This window comes from Kordia sp. (assembly GCF_022447245.1).
Lineage (GTDB): Bacteria > Bacteroidota > Bacteroidia > Flavobacteriales > Flavobacteriaceae > Kordia.
Genome location: NZ_JAKVBC010000018.1, coordinates 46142 through 65122, shown reverse-complemented (window position 1 = coordinate 65122; position 18981 = coordinate 46142). Strand labels below are relative to the sequence as shown.

16 protein-coding genes are annotated in these 18981 nt (G+C 32.5%); 6 read left to right on the top strand and 10 right to left on the bottom strand.

Annotated elements, in window-relative coordinates; translation table 11 throughout:
- Position 1 precedes the first annotated feature (1 nt).
- The 3 genes from MK119_RS13480 to MK119_RS13470 all read left to right on the top strand — a co-directional run bounded on the left by MK119_RS13480 (position 2) and on the right by MK119_RS13470 (position 3904).
- Entirely contained in the window at positions 2-478 is a 477-nt protein-coding gene (locus MK119_RS13480; RefSeq protein ID WP_290679722.1) for a hypothetical protein, read from the top strand.
- The gene (locus MK119_RS13475) at positions 478-3108 is read left to right on the top strand and encodes a DNA gyrase/topoisomerase IV subunit A (protein WP_290679721.1); all 2631 of its coding nucleotides are present in this window, start codon (positions 478-480) and stop codon (positions 3106-3108) included. The genes MK119_RS13480 and MK119_RS13475 overlap by 1 nt, the downstream gene beginning before the upstream one ends.
- A gap of 223 nt (positions 3109-3331) precedes the next feature.
- Positions 3332-3904: a hypothetical protein gene (locus MK119_RS13470; protein ID WP_290679720.1), complete on the top strand. Its 573-nt coding sequence runs from the start codon at positions 3332-3334 to the stop codon at positions 3902-3904.
- Between the two features lie 8 nt (positions 3905-3912).
- Here MK119_RS13470 and MK119_RS13465 read toward each other — a convergent pair whose 3' ends face one another.
- Positions 3913-4386 carry a hypothetical protein gene (locus MK119_RS13465; protein WP_290679719.1) on the bottom strand — a complete coding sequence of 158 codons (474 nt, stop codon included), beginning with the start codon at positions 4384-4386 and terminating at the stop codon, positions 3913-3915.
- Between the two features lie 192 nt (positions 4387-4578).
- On the opposite strand from MK119_RS13465, the gene MK119_RS13460 reads away from it, so the two are divergent.
- A complete protein-coding gene (locus MK119_RS13460) occupies positions 4579-4992 on the top strand; it encodes a DUF2541 family protein (protein ID WP_290679717.1) in 414 nt (137 codons plus the stop codon).
- 347 nt (positions 4993-5339) lie between these two features.
- Here the strand turns inward: MK119_RS13460 and MK119_RS13455 are convergent, their stop codons facing one another.
- From MK119_RS13455 to MK119_RS13435, 5 genes are all read right to left on the bottom strand, one after another.
- A complete protein-coding gene (locus tag MK119_RS13455; RefSeq protein WP_290679715.1) occupies positions 5340-5741 on the bottom strand; it encodes a hypothetical protein in 402 nt (133 codons plus the stop codon).
- A gap of 121 nt (positions 5742-5862) precedes the next feature.
- Complete coding sequence (locus tag MK119_RS13450; protein WP_290679713.1) at positions 5863-6504, bottom strand: hypothetical protein; 642 nt, start codon at positions 6502-6504, stop codon at positions 5863-5865.
- A gap of 276 nt (positions 6505-6780) precedes the next feature.
- A complete protein-coding gene (locus MK119_RS13445; RefSeq protein ID WP_290679711.1) occupies positions 6781-7644 on the bottom strand; it encodes a DUF2807 domain-containing protein in 864 nt (287 codons plus the stop codon).
- Positions 7645-7852: 208 nt separating this feature from the next.
- Positions 7853-8275 (bottom strand): thiol-disulfide oxidoreductase DCC family protein, encoded by a 423-nt coding sequence (locus tag MK119_RS13440; protein ID WP_290679709.1) that lies wholly within the window; start codon positions 8273-8275, stop codon positions 7853-7855.
- Between the two features lie 314 nt (positions 8276-8589).
- Positions 8590-9843, bottom strand: a complete 1254-nt coding sequence (locus tag MK119_RS13435) for a mechanosensitive ion channel domain-containing protein (RefSeq protein WP_290679707.1) — start codon at positions 9841-9843, stop codon at positions 8590-8592.
- A gap of 264 nt (positions 9844-10107) precedes the next feature.
- Between MK119_RS13435 and MK119_RS13430 the strand changes: the two genes are divergently transcribed.
- Positions 10108-11538 (top strand): aminotransferase class V-fold PLP-dependent enzyme, encoded by a 1431-nt coding sequence (locus tag MK119_RS13430; protein WP_290679705.1) that lies wholly within the window; start codon positions 10108-10110, stop codon positions 11536-11538.
- Positions 11539-11599: 61 nt separating this feature from the next.
- Here the strand turns inward: MK119_RS13430 and MK119_RS13425 are convergent, their stop codons facing one another.
- From MK119_RS13425 to MK119_RS13415, 3 genes are read right to left on the bottom strand one after another with little or no spacing between them, the layout of a single operon-like run.
- The gene (locus MK119_RS13425) at positions 11600-12163 is read right to left on the bottom strand and encodes a hypothetical protein (protein ID WP_290679703.1); all 564 of its coding nucleotides are present in this window, start codon (positions 12161-12163) and stop codon (positions 11600-11602) included.
- Positions 12164-12173: 10 nt separating this feature from the next.
- On the bottom strand, positions 12174-12686 hold the full coding sequence (locus tag MK119_RS13420; protein ID WP_290679701.1) for a hypothetical protein: 513 nt from the start codon (positions 12684-12686) through the stop codon (positions 12174-12176).
- Positions 12687-12742: 56 nt separating this feature from the next.
- Entirely contained in the window at positions 12743-15502 is a 2760-nt protein-coding gene (locus tag MK119_RS13415; protein ID WP_290679699.1) for a hypothetical protein, read from the bottom strand.
- A 213-nt stretch (positions 15503-15715) separates the two neighbouring features.
- Between MK119_RS13415 and MK119_RS13410 the strand changes: the two genes are divergently transcribed.
- Positions 15716-18520 (top strand): triple tyrosine motif-containing protein, encoded by a 2805-nt coding sequence (locus tag MK119_RS13410; protein WP_290679697.1) that lies wholly within the window; start codon positions 15716-15718, stop codon positions 18518-18520.
- 86 nt (positions 18521-18606) lie between these two features.
- Here MK119_RS13410 and MK119_RS13405 read toward each other — a convergent pair whose 3' ends face one another.
- Positions 18607-18774 carry a hypothetical protein gene (locus tag MK119_RS13405; RefSeq protein ID WP_290679696.1) on the bottom strand — a complete coding sequence of 56 codons (168 nt, stop codon included), beginning with the start codon at positions 18772-18774 and terminating at the stop codon, positions 18607-18609.
- Positions 18775-18981 lie beyond the last annotated feature (207 nt).

Genomic DNA, 18981 nt, shown 5'->3' with positions numbered 1-18981 from the left:
CATGAGGTTTAGTAACGAAAAATCAAAAAAGTGGGTTCCATTTCTCTACTTTTTTTTAGGAATTGGAAGTATTCTCGTAATGCTATACCTATTCCTTTTTCGGGAAGATGTAAATCAAACTAAAGTGTGGTACGCAATACCTGCAGTACTTATTTTTATGATTTTGGTCTTCTATAATACAGCAAAGTATTTTGAATTTGATAGCGATGGCAATGTATTGACGCTTATCAACAAGGGATTATTTATTTCCAATTTTATCAATTATCGTGAACATAGAGCAGAATTTCCAAAAGAAAAGCTAAAACGATATCGCATACAAAACTTTGTACTATATAGCTTTTTGTATGTCTATGTAAAATCGAAAACCAATCAAATAAAACGTGTACGATTTAATATTACCTTATTGAGTTCGCGTAAAAAAAGAGCTTTAAAAAAATCGCTTGAAAAAGTGATAAAGAATAACAACGAAATTTCTTAATGGAAGAACATAACGAAGAACTACATGCTGAAAATCAGCAACATGAAAACAATGCGCAGGATACAATTACCAAAGTTACAGGAATGTACAAAGATTGGTTTTTGGACTATGCATCGTATGTGATTTTAGAAAGAGCAGTACCAGCCATTGAAGATGGTTTTAAGCCAGTACAACGCCGTATCATGCATTCAATGAAAGATTTGGATGATGGACGTTACAACAAAGTTGCCAATATTGTTGGACATACCATGCAGTATCATCCACACGGTGATGCCAGTATTGCAGATGCCATGGTACAAATTGGTCAAAAAGATTTGTTGATTGATACGCAAGGAAACTGGGGAAACATTCTTACGGGTGATCGTGCGGCAGCTTCGCGTTATATTGAAGCACGTTTGTCTAAGTTTGCCTTAGATGTTGTGTACAGTCCAAAAATTACGGAATGGCAGCTTTCCTATGATGGACGTAAAAACGAACCAGTCAATCTTCCTGTAAAATTCCCCTTGTTATTAGTACAAGGTGCGGAAGGAATTGCCGTAGGTTTATCTACAAAAATATTACCACATAACTTTTTGGAGTTAATAGATGCTTCTATTAAGCATTTACAAGGAAAACGTTTCCAGATTTACCCTGATTTCCCAACATCGGGAATTATGGATGTGAGCAATTATAATGATGGATTGCGTGGAGGAAAAGTACGTGTGCGTGCTAAAATTTCACAGCGAGATAAAAACACCTTAGTCATTACAGAAATTCCATTTGCGACCAATACAACGTCGTTGATTGAATCGATCTTAAAAGCGAATGATAAGGGTAAAATTAAGATTAAAAAAATAGAAGATAATACGGCGGCTGATGTTGAAATTTTAGTGCATTTGCCAAATAATATCTCACCAGATAAAACGATTGATGCGTTGTATGCATTTACCAATTGCGAAAGTTCTATTTCGCCATTAGGTTGTATCATTTTTGATAATAAACCGTTGTTTATTGGTGTTTCGGAAATGTTGCGTCGCTCAACTGAACATACTGTTGAATTATTGAAATCTGAATTAGAAATTCAATTAGGAGAACTTCAGGAACAATGGCATTTTGCCTCTTTAGAGCGAATTTTTATTGAAAATAGAATCTATCGTGAAATTGAGGAAGAAGAAACATGGGAAGGTGTTATCAATGCAATTGATGAAGGGTTGAAGCCACACATCACACATTTAAAACGAGAGGTAACGGTAGAAGATATCACACGTTTGACAGAAATTCGAATCAAGCGTATTTCTAAATTTGATATTGACAAAGCGCAGCAAAAAATTGATGCTTTGGAAGAATCAATAGCGGAAGTAAGACATCATTTAGCACACTTAATCGAATATGCGATTGATTACTTTAAGCGTTTAAAAAAGCAATACGGAGAAGGAAAAGAGCGTAAAACAGAAATCAGAATCTTTGACGATGTAGACGCACGAAAAGTAGTGATCCGTAACACAAAACTCTATGTAAATAGGGAAGAAGGCTTTATTGGAACATCGCTTCGAAAAGATGAATATGTAACGGATTGTGCTGATATTGATGATATTATCGTATTTACACGTGATGGAAAAATGCAAGTTACACGTGTAGACTCCAAAACATTTATTGGAAAAAATATTATTCACGTTGCTATCTTTAAGAAAAAAGATAAGCGTACCATTTACAACATGATTTACCGTGACGGAAAAGGTGGTGCAAGTTATATCAAACGTTTTGCGGTTACAAGTGTTACACGTGATAAAGAATACGATTTAACGCAAGGTAAAAAAGGTTCTATGGTTACCTATTTTACTGCCAATCCAAATGGAGAAGCAGAAGTAGTGACAATCTTATTACGTCAAGCAGGAAGTATTAAGAAACTCAAATGGGATTTGGACTTTGCTGATTTAAACATCAAAGGAAGAGGCGTAAAAGGAAACATCGTCACAAAATATTCTATCAAACGTGTAGAACTAAAAGAAAAAGGAGTTTCTACCTTAAAACCTCGTAAAATCTGGTTTGACAATACCGTACAACGTCTCAATGTAGATGCTAGAGGTGAATTGATTGGTGAATTTAGAGGTGAAGATCGTTTACTCATTATCAATCAAAAAGGAGAAGTAAAAACGATTTTACCAGAGCTCACTGCACATTTTGACAGTGATATGATTGTATTGGAAAAATGGAATCCTGAAAAACCAATTTCTGCAATTTATTACGATGGCGAAAAAGAACGCTATTATGTAAAACGCTTCTTGGTAGAACATGCTACTAAAACAGAAAAGTTTATTACTGAACATCCAAAATCGCAATTAGAGTTGATTATGACCGATTGGCGACCAATGGCAGAAGTGGTATTCTACAAGCAACGCGGAAAAGAACAAAAGCCAAATATGGAAGTTAATTTGGAAGAATTTATTTCTGTGAAAGGTATCAAAGCACTCGGAAATCAATTGACAACAGATAAAGTAAGGCAAATTAATGCCTTAGAATCGTTGCCTTATGAAGAAGAACAAGAAGTGCCAGCAGAAGAAATGGAAGTGGTCGACGAAGAAACTGTAAAAGGTGATAACGATACCGAAAATGGGCCTGTAACAGATGATGGACAAATTGGTTTGTTTTAGATAGTAGTTGGACGCGCTAGGCTTTTAGATCGCTTTGCTCTTTTGAGTATATTGGACATGCTTCAATTCGACAAGCTAATATTACGTTTTTGGTACGTTAACATGCGACTTTTGGAATAAAACCTTCAAATGTTCACCTTTTCAAATCATAAAATCAAAAAACATTTATTGGAATATTTTTTGCTATCCTTAAGCCATAAAATAATTGAATAAACTTCTATACATGAAAAAAATAATCCTAGTATTCATCTGCATTTTTACGGTACAAACGCTTAGTGCTCAATTTGATTACTGTGAAATTAAACTACATTCAGGAGAAGAACTAAAAGGAGTAGGGAAGTTTAGAGGAGATTTTTACAAATACAAACCCTATAAAAAAGCAAAAGGCAAAAAAATCTTGTATACTGATATCGATTATATAAAAGTAGCACATTCAAGAAACAATATAAAGACCTATCGTTACTTTAAAATTGCAGGAAAAGATAAAGGAAGGGTATTTGAAGAAACAATCCTAGGAAAAGTCTGTTTATATGAAGATGTTACATCTGGATTTGACGGAATCAATGGAATGTCAATGATGGCAATGGATGTAGTTGATTATTATGTAAAACGACCAAACGATACAGAAGTAACGCATATAACGACCACAGGCGCATTTTCGAGTGCAGATTTTAAAAAAGTAGCAACTACCTTCTTTGCAGACTGCACTAAATTGACAGAAAAGATACACAAAAGAGAATTTAAATCAAGACATATTGAAGAAGTTGTGAAATTTTATAACGAAAAATGCCAATAATATAGTAGCTAATGTAATGGTATCATTTCAATTATTTGTTGATTGTGTTGCGTATCATTTCTTAATATCCAACATCCATCTTTAATTTGTATGTCTGATACTGTACTGCAGTTATGGTAAATAGCGATTTCATTGTCGAAACGAAAGGCATCTTTGTAAAGGTTTAATTTGCAGGTTATTTTTATGCGTTTCTTATTAGTGTAACCAATTAATAGCTGATGTTTTTTGCCGGTTACAATATCTGTACAAGATTTGATCCTAAGATATTTAACTTTAAATGTATTCAAACCTATTAGTTTGCTATGTGCTTTGATATAAATACTCCATACTTGTTTAATATTTTGTAAAGAAAAGCAATTGCCATCAATATCATAAAAATATAAATCTTTCATTGTTTGCTGATTCTTATATTTTTGATCAGAAAGCTGACAACAAGGATACCATAAAACATGAATAAAAATCAAGGGAATGTTTTGCTTCATAAACGTAAATTTTAAAATGAACAATTTTAAAGTTATATTGAAATTGGGCACATCAAACGATATTTCTTCCAAAAAGCTATTTATAATTTCCAAAAATCTAAAAATAAATATCATTAAACCTTTTTTCAATTTGTAAGTCATAGAAACAAACGTCTATGTAAACACAAATTGATAACTTTAAAAAGGAATATTATGAGATTATTTGCAACCTTTATTTTGAGTGCCATTTTATGGATTGGATTGTCTAGTTTTAAGAGCATATCAACAGATACTTTTGTAAGCAAATGGAAGTGGGAAAAACTCGGAAGTAAAAAAGTTAATTACAAACTAGACAAAGATGTGATTCGTTTAGGAAAACATGAAGGAACATTTAAAAAACTAAAACTAGTAGTTTCAAAAGGAGCATTAAATATGCATAGAATGGTAGTGCATTATGGAAATGGTTCCAAAGAAGAAATCAAACTAAGACATAATTTTAACAGAAGGAGTAATTCACGTGTCATTGATTTGGATGGACGTAATAGAATTATTAAAAAAATTACATTTATCTACGACACAAAAAATAATTCTAAAAGTAGAGCGACCGTTCACGTATTTGGTAGATAAAGCAACGATTTATTGTTGATTTTTATAATAATGAAAAACATGCAAACTATAATTTAGCATGTTTTTTTATGAATGTACATCAAAATATCAACCTTTATAAAAATTTGTGAATTTCTACCGGGATTAACATTTCTATTGTTGTTTATTCCTACTTTAAAAATCAAAGGAGGAATAATGCTTTATTGCGAAAGAAGTGGTGACTGTCCTCTAGGTTGGATTTATTTAGGTGGTGGATTTTGTTGTCCAAGTCACATCGTATAATCTAACACAACCACAAGTTTTAGGAGACTGACTAAAAGCGTCAATTCATATTGAATTGGCGCTTTTTTAATTACTGAGAATTAAGTTTATGCTGTAAAGCCAAATAATTTTTTCAATTTACTATACCCATTCCAAGAACAACTTCCATCGGCAGCAATTCGTTGCACATCATTGTAAATCATTAAATAATTATCTACAGTAGTGCAACCCATATTATTTTGTTGCGCGAGTTGTTTTTCAAAATCTCGTATGTTTTCTATAAAATTATCGTCGAGTGCTTTTTTCTCTTTGTTGAAAATAACATAATAGGTATTGTTTTCGCGCTGAAACTTCATCGTTTCTTTCGTATTGTGAAAACAACCTGTGGAAGAATAATGAATGGTGAATTGTTCGCCATTTTGCAATTTGTCAATAAATGGAACAATCGATTCGTTGGTTTCTGTCACAACAACATTGTTGTTTTGCGTTTGTGCATAGCTTATTAACATACATATGCATAGTAAGCAACTTAAATAGATTCTTTTCATAATTTGATTAATTATTGATGATTTAAAGCTATGTAAATCAACCGTAAAACGAAACTATGAATGCGTAAACGGGTCGTTTCATTTAGTTAACTGTCGTATTTCCGTAGAAAGCAATCTCAAAAATGCCCAATGCCAATACCCAATTTTCCTCTTCAGTATTTGGAGTATCATTAAGGGTTAGGAGTGAAGTACCATTATTTAATCCCTCAAAAACCTCTGAAACCTCTGAAATTTTAGCAATATGATCATATAAAGGTGCTTTTTTGATACTTGCCAAATTTCTATCATGCAATGACAACGTATTGGTTTCTTGTGTGCGTTGCAGTTTTCCAATAGTTTTTTTATTGGCATCATTTAGAATTCCTTTAGAATCCCATGTGCCTAACAATTCACCATCACAAATTATAGAAATATCTAAGCCTAAAAACTCATATATAAATTCTTGTTTTTTGGTCAGCGCAACAAGTTGTCCTGTAGCATTTTTGCCGCGTTCTACACGTTCAAAAGCAACAATGGGTTTTCGACTTGTATTGTATAAAAGTCCAGAAATTCGGATGCTTCTAACATCTTCGATGCGTTGAAACGTCATTGCATCTGTAATTTGCAAATAGTATTCGGCTTTGTGAGGGATCAGTTTTTTACGCTTCTTTACTACATTTTGTAACATTTCTTTGCGTTCAGCTTCTAAAAAACCTTCATTCTTTACATCTTTTGATTTTTTCATTACAAACGCGATCAATACAATAAATACAAAGACTACAAGCGTAATCAAAATAATCATGATGGTGAAAAAATCCATAGCAACTGTCTATTTTTACTTTTTAATAAAGCATGAAAGTACATAATTCTGAGTAGATTTCGATACAAAGAATCATAGATTTACCATTTGATTTTCAATATTGTTTTCAACTCAACATTTTGAAATGTCATTACGAGGAATAAGCTATGAAGTAATCTGCTTTCAAAGAATCAGATAGCTTCATTAAAACAATATGTCTTCTTAAAAGATACGCTTTAAAAAACCTTTATTTGCTTCACTAATCTTCCGTAAAACAGCTTCTCCTTTAAATTTATGCATGATAATTGATTTTGGACTTCCTAATAAGTCAATCTCAGAACGATCATGTGCATCAATCGTAATTTGTTCGGTAGCGTTTAGGACTGTTTTTCCTTGTTCAGTAGCTGTAACGTGAATTTCCTTTGAAGGCAACTCATGTGCAATGAATTTCCCTTTCTCTTTCACTTCTAAGAACAACGTATCTGTTTGTCCTTTCAATTGTACATCTCCAAACTCTACTTGCGAAGTCAACTTTGTAGCCGTTACATTTCCTATGATTTCTGCATCTTCAAATGCAGTCACAATCAATTCGCGAGACGAAATTTCATAATGTTGTTTGGTTCTTCCAAAACCATTTACAGCTAGTGAGTCTGCTATAATTCGCAAATCGATTTTTGCTTTACCAAGTACATTAATCTCTGCTTTATCGATATTTAGTGTTGTTGCAGATTTCAATTCCGCTTCACTTTCGGCGTGAATGCGTTGTAAATCTTTCGAAATTGTAACAAAAATCTCTAGCTTCTTATGACTGCGAATTTGCTTTGAGGTAGAAATACTCAGCGTTCCATCAACTACATCTATATTAAATACTTCATGAAGATTCTCATCTGCAATCACTTCTACTTTTGGAGTTTCGCCATTCAATAACACAACTTCCAATTCTTCTTTCACTTCCAGAGTTGTAAACGGATCAATTTCATAAATCACTGTTGTTACTTCTCTATTTCCTTTAATTTTTTCTTTTTTCTGTGCGAATGTTACTATCGTTACCAAAAGAAAAAATACTGTAATACACTTTTTTTTCATGTTTTTATTCGTTGTAATGTAAAAGTACTATATCATAACGCTAAAAGGAAGACGTTTCTTATTTTTTAGCGAAAAGTATACGAACTGAAGATTTTTTGAGTAAAAGGTTTGAAAGTAGTAGTTGCTGAATAAAATATCTTAGATTTTACAGTACAAAAGTTAAGGCAGAATCATTTTACAAAAAACAAAAAACACCGAAGAAGAATAACTATCCCAAAAACCTAGCACGTTCCTCTGGCGTTGGCATTCTACAAGTATTCTTTTGACCAAACCATTTATAACGATATTTAGCTACGATATTATAGCCAAAATCATTGATAAACTTTGGAAGAATTCGAAAGACTTGCAACAATTTCCAAGCACCGCCAAATTCGTTTAAAATTCGGAATGCTGCAGAAGATTTATGATAATACGTTCCTTTTTCGGGTACATACAAAATTACGGAATCCAATTGAGAAGTATCGAGCTGTAAATGTTCCTGTATAGCAATGCCAATTTCTGATTGCAAAGACGCAAAACGAAATACATCTTTTTTGTCTTGCGAAATGATCTTATCCACAAAGCCGTTGCATAAGTTGCAAACACCATCGAAGAGTACTATTTTCTTATCTTTTGGGAGTGTGTCAATCATTTTTTAGGTCTGTTCCAAACTATTTACAAAGATACGACATATTGCTTAGAAAATAGTTCATGCAATGCTTAAACGATCGATTTTGTTTATGGGTTTATAGAATTGATATGTTATTAATTTAGTTAGAGTGGTGAGAAGTTTCATAGGATAATCAGAGTATCATGAAACGTCATCGCAAAAATTTAATAGAAACTCTTGACAGTCTGTAAGTTTCAGAAAAGAATTATGCTATGATTCAAACAGATTACTTCGTCATATTCTCTCTTAATGACAATGAAAATAAACTTTGAACGGATCTTTCTAACACTAAATACCTAAGACGAACGTATCGAATCATCCACACTCAATTCATATATCTCCAAATTGAAGTAGGGAAGCGCTGCCAACAAATGATCAAAGATATCGCCCATGATATATTCATAGTTTTTCCAGACTTTATCTGTGCTAAACGCATATATCTCTAAAGGAATTCCTTGTGGTGTTTGCGCCAATTGACGACTCATAATCGTCATATCTTTGTTAATGGCAGGGTGCTCGTTTAAATAACATTCCACATACTTTCGGAATACACCGATATTGGTCATATTTCGTCCGATGATAAGCAAAGATTTATCAATATTACGATCAACATTATACCGTGCAATTTCTTCTTGGCGACCTTTCATGTAATTAGAAATCAATTGTATTTTCTCTAAAGATTTTACTTCTTCGTCCGTGATGTAATGAATGCTTTGTGCTTTTATAATAATAGAACGTTTAATGCGCCTTCCTCCAGATTCACTCATCCCACGCCAGTTTTTAAACGAATCAGAGATTAATGCGTAGGTGGGAATGGTACTAATGGTTTTATCAAAATTCTGCACTTTTACAGTAGCCAAATTGATTTCTACAACATCACCATCGGCACCGTATTTTTCAATCGTAATCCAATCACCAATACGAACCATATCGTTTACAGCAACTTGAATACTGGCTACAAAACCGAGAATCGTATCTCTAAAAATCAACAAAATTACCGCAGAAAGCGCTCCTAAAGTAGTAACAAATGCAATAATGGATTTTCCCGTAAGGATAGAAAAACTTAAAATAATTCCCACAGTCCACACAAAAATCATGAAGACTTGAATATAACTGTCAATTGGTTTGTCTTTAAAAGAATTCAACGTTTTTAAGTAATCTCGAAGCGAATTTAAAATGCTTCTAATCACCTTAATGATTAAAATCACTAAGAAAATATCAATCGCTACTAAAAAGCTATGTTGAAAATCGGGAAAATCTTGAAATAAATAAGGAGTCGCTTGTTCAATTAAAAATACAGGGATTAAATGCGCTAAATTTTGTGGTGTTTTATTCTTAACCAGAAAATCATCAAAATTATTCTTTGTTCGTGGTGCCAAACGATATGCTAAGGCAATAAACAAGCGACGCGTAATATAATCAATGATAAAAGCAAGAATGCTAATGGCTAAAATACCAACAATTAAATTTAAATATATGGCAGTTTCTTCACTAAACTTTTTGAATTTTAGATAATCATATACGGTATGAAATAATTCTTGTAGATTCATGAATAATAGTATTTACAACAAAGATACTGAATCAAATTCAACAAAGACTCCTCAAAACAAGCTTGAATTTTATAGTTGCTTCCATTTCTGCAGTATACTATTTTTTGTATTTAGATTTTTTTAAATGATACAATAAATACACAGTTTTTAACCAATTTGTTTTATATCGGTAAAAAGGCAAGTTATTAGGTATTATACCAGTGAAAAGCTACTTCTTTTGAGTACTTTTGCAGAAGAATTCAAATAAAGAAAAATTTACAAAAAATGGAGAACGTAATCAACGCGACATTAAGCTTGTCAAAAGAGGAAATGCGGGAATACGGATATCAAATTATAGATCATATTGTAGCGCATTTTGATACACAAGAAGAAAAAAATCCAGTAGCAATGGCTTCTCGAAAGGATATGGAAACTTTGTTATTAGAAGATGTTCCTTTGGAAGCTACTGAAGCACAAGTTGTACTCAATGATGTTATGGAAAAAATAATGCCAAATAGTACCATTGTTTCGCATCCAAAATCATATTCATTTGTACCTGGACCAAGCAATTATATCAGCACTATGGCTGATACATTGGCAACAGGATTTAATATATTTTCTGGTGGTTGGGCAGCTTCTCCTGCAGCCGCAGAATTGGAGATTATAACGATAGGTTGGTTAGTGGAAATGTTCGGGTTTCCAACCAAAGAAGGAGGCGGATTGTTTACAAGTGGCGGTTCTATGGCAAACCTAACAGCATTGGTGACAGCTAGAAGGGTAAAATGTGGAGACGATTTTTCAAAAGCAGTCATTTATTTGTCTGATCAGGCACATTCCTCAAACATAAAAGCAATTCGAGTATTAGGATTTAAAAAAGAACAAATTCGAATTATACCAACCGACATTGAGTTTAAAATGGGAGTAAATAAATTAAAAAACGCGATTGCAAAAGATCGATTAGAAGGCTTGCAACCGTTTTGTATTATTGCTTCTGCTGGAACGACAAATACAGGAACTGTTGATCCTTTAGATACAATTGCTGCTATCTGTAAAACAGAAGATATGTGGATGCATGTAGATGGTGCGTATGGTGGTGCAGCAATTTTAGGAACACATGGAAAGGAATTATTAAAAGGAATTGAAAAAGCAGATTCTCTAACGGTAGATCCGCACAAATGGTTTTATCAACCGTATGAGATGGGTTGTTTGTTAGTAAAAAATCACAAATGGTTAAGTCAGACTTTTACAGAGAAACCAGAATACTTAAGAGATGTAGAAGGAAATGAATCTGAAATTAATTTTTATGATCACGGAATTCAGTTAACACGTCGTTTTAGGGCTTTAAAATTTTACATGTCTGTTAAAACATTTGGATTAAACTCTTTTAAAGCTGCGGTACAGTGCAATATAGAACTTGCAGAAAATGTAGAAGGTATATTGCGTAAAAGTACATATTGGGAAGTAATATCACCGGCAACGCTGGCCGTTATTAATTTTAGATATAATCCTATCGGGAAAAACTTCTCAGAGAAAGAATTAGATGCATTGAATCAGGAAATATCAAAACAAGTAATCAGTTCAGGTGAAGCTTTGTTAGTAACAACAGTATTGCAAGGACAAGTAGTACTACGAATGTGTTTGATAAATCCCAGAACAACCTTACAGCATGTACAAGAAACATTAGATTGCTGTGAGATAATTGCAGCTACTTTATAGTACCATCAAAAAGATTTCTAATAAAAAGCTCGTTTCATCAAAAAACTAGCTTTTTTAGTATTTAATTTGAGACCTTTACATAGCAATATAAGGCTATGTTTTTAGGTCTTGACTCGGCTGCACCACCTGTATTTTTGGTTACTGAAGCCCAAACACTTCCATATGCATGCTTTAGAGCATGATCTTTAGCATTATCTCCTTTAAACGAGCGTCCATGTTTATATATGGTATTTTGTAATGCGTGTTTATGGGTCTTTAGAGCGTCAGGTTGATAACTTCCCACATTTCTTTTTGTATCCGGATCATTTCCTTGTCCATTGATATTCATACTTCGTATAAAGCTGCCTCTAGCATCAGGTAGTTTTACAATACCATTTCCATCTTTGAAAATATCAAGCAAAAAATCTTGTTCTAATAGTGTGTATAATTTTTGATCTTCTGCAATGGGTTTTCCATCTAACAATGCCCAACTGCCTTTTTGAGTTTTTGCAAATGTATTTGGTGGTAGAAGGGAATATTTGATGTCTCCAATTTGATGATAATCTTCCGTCTGATTTCTTGAAAATCCCATGATTAAAAAAATAATTACTGTCAGCGAGAGAAAGTGAGTTGTTTTAATTTTCATAATATAAAGATTAGTTAGCTATTTTAATATATGTATATAATGCGATGTTTTTTGGTCTGGTTTCCTCCCCAGCATGGCCATTAATGGCTCCTTTCGTTTGAAATGGAGCACGTTGAAATTTTTGAGCAAAATCAGCAAATCGAGGTCGATCTAACTGTGATGCTGCTTGTTTGTCAGAAACGCCAACACCTAAAGCGTGCGTATGGGTTTGAAACATATCTTGTTGGTAACTCCCAACTTTTCTTTTTGTATCCGGATCATCTCCTTGTCCGTTCACATTCATACTTCGTACAAAACGTCCTCTGACATCTGGTAGTAGATAAAAATCGCCTTCTTTTTTTAAAATGTCCAACCGCATTTTTCCATCTAAAAACTCATATAATTCTGAAAGATTAGAAAGTGGTTTCCCATCTAACAAAACCCACTTTCCTTCTTGTGTTTCATTAAATAAATCTGCTGGTAAAATGGAGTATTTTACATCTCCAATATGCGAATTATTATTTTGTGGTGTTCGTAAACTCATGAACATGAATGTGCTAATAAACAACATGAATGCTACACTAAAAATTTTGGACGATTTCATAGTATTTGTGTATTTAATAAAGTTTTTAATTCGTTATATTCTTCTTTAGAAGCCTTCTCCATAATGTCATATTCAATAATTTTTTCAATTACTTTGGTTTTGGTAGTGTGTAATTCGTCCAAAACTTTTGGGTACATCATTTTATTTTCCATAATGATATCTATCGTCTGAATGGGTAAATAAATTTCAGTAGGTAAGTTTTCATATCCAGGAATGTTTTTTGTGGTAATCTTTAACATGGTTGAAAACCCTTTTTCTTCACTTCCTACTACAGCAAGTTTATAATATGTACCATTGATAAACTCATTCAGACTTTGAATCGTTGCTGTAGCATCAGCATAAGAACTTAGAAAAGAACTTTGTAATTTTTTTAGTAGCACACTATTTCCTGCCAATTCGGTGTGTAAAATATTGGTAGCAACATTAGTTTGTAAGTATAAATTTTCAGAGTTTAACAAACGGTAAATCATTTCACTTTCAGGAGTCACATTAGGATTGGAAATTTCATTGTGAAATTTACTAATTAACGGTGCACCAGAAAGCATGTTTTGTTGAGCAATTGCAATTTGACAGTCTTTTAATAGTGTACGATACCAAATTTCCAATACTTGATTTCTTGCTTTATAATAAGCAGCGGGAAAGTTTTGAATTCGTTCATTTTCAAAAGGGTAATAGTTTTTACTGTGGTTTCCGTAATAAAAATAGGGTTCTAAAAGGTTTAAGTAATAATTTAGCTGCACAACACTTTTAGGATGCAATAACCTGTTCATATCTTTTACAGTAACCGAGGTTATATTGTCAATGCTATTTGTATTTTTCTTTTGCCTTACTTCACTATAAACATTAGAAAAAGTATTGGTTTTTAAAGGGCTGAAACCAATAGCATCTGCAAAAATTTCTCTACGTTCCTCAGAATTGTAATGATTCTTTAATAAAGTTAGGAGTGGCGATAAAATTTGGGATTCCCACTTGTTATTTAAGTCTACTTTATTGAAATGTAAAAATGTACGTGCATCTACATTACTTATTTCTAAATTCGATTCTATACATAACAATACTTTTTTTAGAATAGGGAAGAAGTCATGCTGATCTCGTAAATCTTGAATGCTTGTAGCATTATTGATTCCATTCCACAACAATTCATAATCTTTTGCATCAATTACTTGTTCACAACTTGAAGTGATGATTTGTATGATATAATCTACTTGATCTGATAAGATATCTAATTTATAATCCAATTGATTGAAACGGTTGATGGTCTCTTTATGCAATTCAATATTGAGATTATAGAGTTTGACAATTTTTTCATCTAATGCAACAATTTTTTTGTCAATTTCAACCAATTGATTGCTAATTTCATTCAGTTTTCCCATGATAGCTTCAAACTGAGGATCTGCCTGTCCGCTTTTTCCAGATAAAATTCCCAATGCACCATTTACAGCTTGCAAACCCTGTAGTGGATTTGATGTAAAATATGCCATGGTACCTTGTAAGATAACATCTGAGATTTCTATGGCTTTGTTAATATTTTCAGCATCTTTAGGACTCAATCCTAGATGAACAGCAAGTGTAGTCATCTCTTTAGCATAACTCATACCTCTCTGTATTTTTTCTACAGATTGAATATTGTTGAGTCTGCTTCGTTCTGTTTCTATGATTTCTTTGTTTTTTACAGGATCATCATGAAACTTGGTTACTTTGAGTAATTTAAGTTTTCCGTCAGTATTGGCATTTTCATATAACACGCCTGAAATTACATCAATTTTATACGCATTCTGAGTAATTAGTTGTCGGTTTTCATGTGTGCGTTTTTGAACTTCTTCAATGTTTTGTGCATTATTCTTTATGTAGGCTTCATTGGTTTTGATACGCGCTGTATTGGATTTGATCTCTTGCTGCATTTCTCCAATATCTTTATTGACTATGTCAAATTTTTCCGCAACTTCAGTTTCAAACTTCTTTAGGGATTCCCCAATCTCTTGTGTAGCTTTCATGTTTTCAAGAGCTAACTTGTTTACAGCATTGATGTTACTTTTGAGTTCATTTGCGCTTGCTTCAATCTTATTGTTCAAACTATTTTTTAGTGCTTCTACTTGTGCTTCACCTTCTTGACGAGCATCAGAGATTTTTTGCTGAAATTCTTCTATCGATTTTTTAATCTTTATTTCATTGTTTTTTACATACTCCAGTAAAAAATCGTCTACTTTTTTACCAAGTACAATATAGTCTTCATTTCTAATCCCTCCATTGTTAATGAATTCTTTAAATCCGCCTGCAACCTGTGCATATGTAATATTTCCTTCACCGTTTTCTAATTGTGCTTTTTGAAGATAAAGATCAATGTTTTTACTCATGCTAGCATGCAACTTTGATCGTAATGAAGATTGTTTGTAATTGCCTGCTTCATCAATGGCAAAATCTACCCAAGGTTCAAGCCCATCTTTAGCAATACTTCCAAAAGGTGTTTTGCCAATAAGTCCAAAAGCTACGCTTTTAATGCTTTTTCCAGCAGTTACATAGAGTTTTGTTTTGGTAATTTCCCAATCATGTTTCGCATATTCTTTTTTATTAACTGATTGAAATTGTGAAAGCCCTTTCTTGTACTCAGTAGGTTTTCCAAAACAATCGGAACATTGTTCTAAAACATATTTCTTGTTAGAAATAGAAATTTCATCACCAATTTTTAAGTCTCCATCGGATACAATGAAGGCAGAAAAAATCAATACCAAAAGAGTATTAATAAATTTGTAGTGCATTTTTAAGAAGGTTAGTTAGTTATTTTTTAAATGTTGTTCGAAAATAGTGAAATGTAATTATTCGTTAACTCACTACATATAGGTATTTTTAATTTTAATAATTCAAAAATGAGTGTTTTTGAAAGAGAAAAGAACAATAAATAGCCAGCAAAAGCTTTATTAAATCAAAAAAATAACCTTATTTTTACGAGACAACCCAAACCCGAATAGTTTTTGCGAACCATAATAAATGTATTCTTAGTATTATTTTTTAGTCTTTCCTTTGCACAGGAATTGCCACCAATTATCAACTATACAGCTAAAATATACAAAGCGGACAACCAAAACTGGATGATCTCGCAATCAGATGACGCGTGTATGTATGTTGCCAATAACAAAGGCTTGTTAGAATTTAATGGAGCGCAGTGGAAACTCTATAAATCGCCCAACGAAACCATCATGCGTTCGGTAAAAGTAATTGGTGACCGTGTGTATACAGGTTGTTATATGAATTTTGGGTATTGGAAACGAAATGCAGCTGGAATTTTAGAATATACATCGTTGACAGATGAATTGAGCGTTGACATGGAAGAAGACGAACAGTTTTGGCAAATTATTTCGCTAGATGAATGGGTGCTTTTTCAATCATTGGATCGAATTTATATTTACCATACAACAAACAATTCATTAAAAGTAATTATTTCAGACAATATCATTACGAAACTTTATAAGATTCAAGATGAATTATTTTTTCAAGTACTTGAAGAAGGATTGTACAGTATTGAAAATGGTGAAAAAAAACTGATCAGCGATAATGCTATTTTACGAAAAAGCAGGATTGTGGGATTATTCCCAAAAGGAAATCAAAAAGTAATTGTGACGCGTGATGCTGGTTGGTTTATCTATAATGAAGAAGGATTAACAGTGATGAAATTGCCATATCAAAAACAATACAATGAAAAAAGTATATACACAAGCATTCAATTATCTGATGGAAGTTACATACTAGGTACTATTGCTAAAGGAATTTATCATATTTCTGCCGAAGGAGCATTGCACTATCGAATTGATCAAGCCAGTGGTTTAGGTGACAATACCGCACTTTCTTTATTTGAAGATATAGATGGCAATGTATGGACTGGTTTGGATAATGGAATTAATTGTATCAACACAAAAGAGCCTTTTAAGTACTTTGCCGATCAAACTGGACGCATTGGAACTATTTATTCTTCTATCATTTACAACGGATGTGTATATCTAGGAACAAATCAAGGCTTGTTTTATAAAAATACTGAAAGTGATAACGATTTTAGTTTTATAAACGGAACAAAAGGGCAGGTGTGGTGTTTACGTATTATTGATAACGAATTGTTTTGTGGACATGATTCAGGAACCTTTCTCATCAAAGGAAATACATCACAAAAAATTACCAATGTACAAGGAACTTGGGATATAAAAACAGTTCCAGGAAAACAAGATCAAATCATTCAAGGAAATTATGACGGATTGTATGTGCTACATAAAGAGAATGACATATGGAAACTAAATTATAAAATCAAAGGCTTTGATATTTCATCCAAACATTTTGAATGGGTAACGCCAAACAAAATCTTGATGAACCATGAATACAAAGGTGTGTACGAAATAACACTAGATAAAAATCTTCAAGAAGTCTCAGAATACACAAAGAATGCTACCATTCAAAAAAGCGCCAATACAAGTTTGGTATTATTTGATGATAACATATACCAAGCCAACAAAAATGGAATTTTCAAATATGATGATGTATCACACAACTTTCAGAAAGATTCCATACTGAGTTCCATCTTTGAAAATGATGATTATACTTCGGGTAGGTTAGTGGTGGATGATGTCGGTTATTTATGGGCGTTTACGAATAATTATATTAATTATGTAACTAAAGAAAAATTAAACGGAGATTTTAAAGTACAACGCATTGCCATTCCACAATCGTTACGCAACGAAATGAAAGGTTATGAAAACATTTCTCATCTTACAGGGAAAAACTATCTCTTAGGGACTTCAAACGGTTATATTACTATTGATTTAGCTGAAATTCATAACAAAGAGTATACCATTAAAATAAACAGTGTTACCAATGCTTCGCTTGCAGGTAACATTCGCAAAATAGCATTAAAAAGAGAAGAAGAACAAGAATTTAATGCAAACGAAAACTATTTAGCGTTTATGTATAGTATTCCTGCGTACAACAAATATGAAGTTGCAGAATATTCATATCAACTAGAAGGTTTGTATGATGAATGGAGCGAATGGAGCACTAAATCCGATGTTTCTTTTGAAAACTTACCGCACGGAAGCTATAAGTTTAAGGTAAAAGCTCGTATCAACAATCAAATAACGGCAAATACAGCTGTATATCCGTTTCTAATCAATCGTCCTTGGTATTTATCAAATGTAGCTATTGCAATCTATCTTATTTTGACCATTTTATTGTTTACAACTATTAATGGATTCTACAAGCGATATTACAGAAAACAACGTGAACGCTTATTGGAAAAGAAAACACGTGAACTAGCATTAAAAGAATTAGAAGCGCAGAAAGAGATCATTCAGTTAAAAAATACACAACTTAAGAATGACATAGAATCTAAGAATCGTGAATTGGCAATTGCGACAATGAACATGATTAAGAAGAATGAAACGCTCAACAGTATCAAGCAAGAATTACAAAAGCAAAAAACAGAAACGCAAAATGTAAAACCAGTAATTCGTTTGATCGATAAAAACATCAACAATGCAGAAGATTGGAAATTCTTTGAAGAAGCATTCAATCATGCAGATAAAGATTTCTTCAAAAAGGTAAAAGAGTTACATCAACAATTAACAGCAAACGATCTGCGATTGTGCGCCTATTTACGATTAAATTTATCCTCAAAAGAGATTGCTCCACTCCTCAACATTTCAGTACGAAGTGTGGAAATTAAACGTTATCGTCTTCGGAAAAAGATCAGTTTGGCTCGTGAGATTAATCTGAACGATTACTTTTTAAATTTGTAACTTCCAATATGCAATCACAAAAAAATAAGCTACATCATATTTCTATTCTGTAGCTTATAAAAAAAAGTTTTATTGAGATAATATGATTAACAGCCGATGCTAGGAGGACAATCTGGTTGTGTTGTAAAACCTCCACATCCTTGATGACCTGAAGCTTCAAGAGGAACTTTTAATCCTCCATTAATTGCTGGTAGTTCATTCAATTTTAGAATTGATCTTTTGTTTAAACTTAACTTCTTTACTGATTTTTTCATGATTTAAGATTTTTAATTAATAAACTTCAATAAAATTAACGAAAACAATGAGAAATACTGAAAGTTGAACCAATACACGATTACATCATCATTAAAAATACCTCAACATATTAAAAAATTACCACAACATTACCACAACAAAAACGTTGTAGTATTCTCTTTTTTGAAAAAAATGACACTTTTTAAAAATTATTTGATAATTGTCAA

Excerpts from the sequence above, each read along its gene's own strand:
- MK119_RS13480 (WP_290679722.1), top strand. The coding sequence starts at position 2 with ATGAGGTTTAGTAACGAAAAATCAAAAAAGTGGGTTCCATTTCTCTAC.
- MK119_RS13475 (WP_290679721.1), top strand. The coding sequence starts at position 478 with ATGGAAGAACATAACGAAGAACTACATGCTGAAAATCAGCAACATGAA.
- MK119_RS13470 (WP_290679720.1), top strand. The coding sequence starts at position 3,332 with ATGAAAAAAATAATCCTAGTATTCATCTGCATTTTTACGGTACAAACG.
- MK119_RS13465 (WP_290679719.1), bottom strand. The coding sequence starts at position 4,386 with ATGAAGCAAAACATTCCCTTGATTTTTATTCATGTTTTATGGTATCCT.
- MK119_RS13460 (WP_290679717.1), top strand. The coding sequence starts at position 4,579 with ATGAGATTATTTGCAACCTTTATTTTGAGTGCCATTTTATGGATTGGA.
- MK119_RS13455 (WP_290679715.1), bottom strand. The coding sequence starts at position 5,741 with ATGTTAATAAGCTATGCACAAACGCAAAACAACAATGTTGTTGTGACA.
- MK119_RS13450 (WP_290679713.1), bottom strand. The coding sequence starts at position 6,504 with ATGAAAAAATCAAAAGATGTAAAGAATGAAGGTTTTTTAGAAGCTGAA.
- MK119_RS13445 (WP_290679711.1), bottom strand. The coding sequence starts at position 7,644 with ATGAAAAAAAAGTGTATTACAGTATTTTTTCTTTTGGTAACGATAGTA.
- MK119_RS13440 (WP_290679709.1), bottom strand. The coding sequence starts at position 8,275 with ATGATTGACACACTCCCAAAAGATAAGAAAATAGTACTCTTCGATGGT.
- MK119_RS13435 (WP_290679707.1), bottom strand. The coding sequence starts at position 9,843 with ATGAATCTACAAGAATTATTTCATACCGTATATGATTATCTAAAATTC.
- MK119_RS13430 (WP_290679705.1), top strand. The coding sequence starts at position 10,108 with ATGGAGAACGTAATCAACGCGACATTAAGCTTGTCAAAAGAGGAAATG.
- MK119_RS13425 (WP_290679703.1), bottom strand. The coding sequence starts at position 12,163 with ATGAAAATTAAAACAACTCACTTTCTCTCGCTGACAGTAATTATTTTT.
- MK119_RS13420 (WP_290679701.1), bottom strand. The coding sequence starts at position 12,686 with ATGAGTTTACGAACACCACAAAATAATAATTCGCATATTGGAGATGTA.
- MK119_RS13415 (WP_290679699.1), bottom strand. The coding sequence starts at position 15,502 with ATGCACTACAAATTTATTAATACTCTTTTGGTATTGATTTTTTCTGCC.
- MK119_RS13405 (WP_290679696.1), bottom strand. The coding sequence starts at position 18,774 with ATGAAAAAATCAGTAAAGAAGTTAAGTTTAAACAAAAGATCAATTCTA.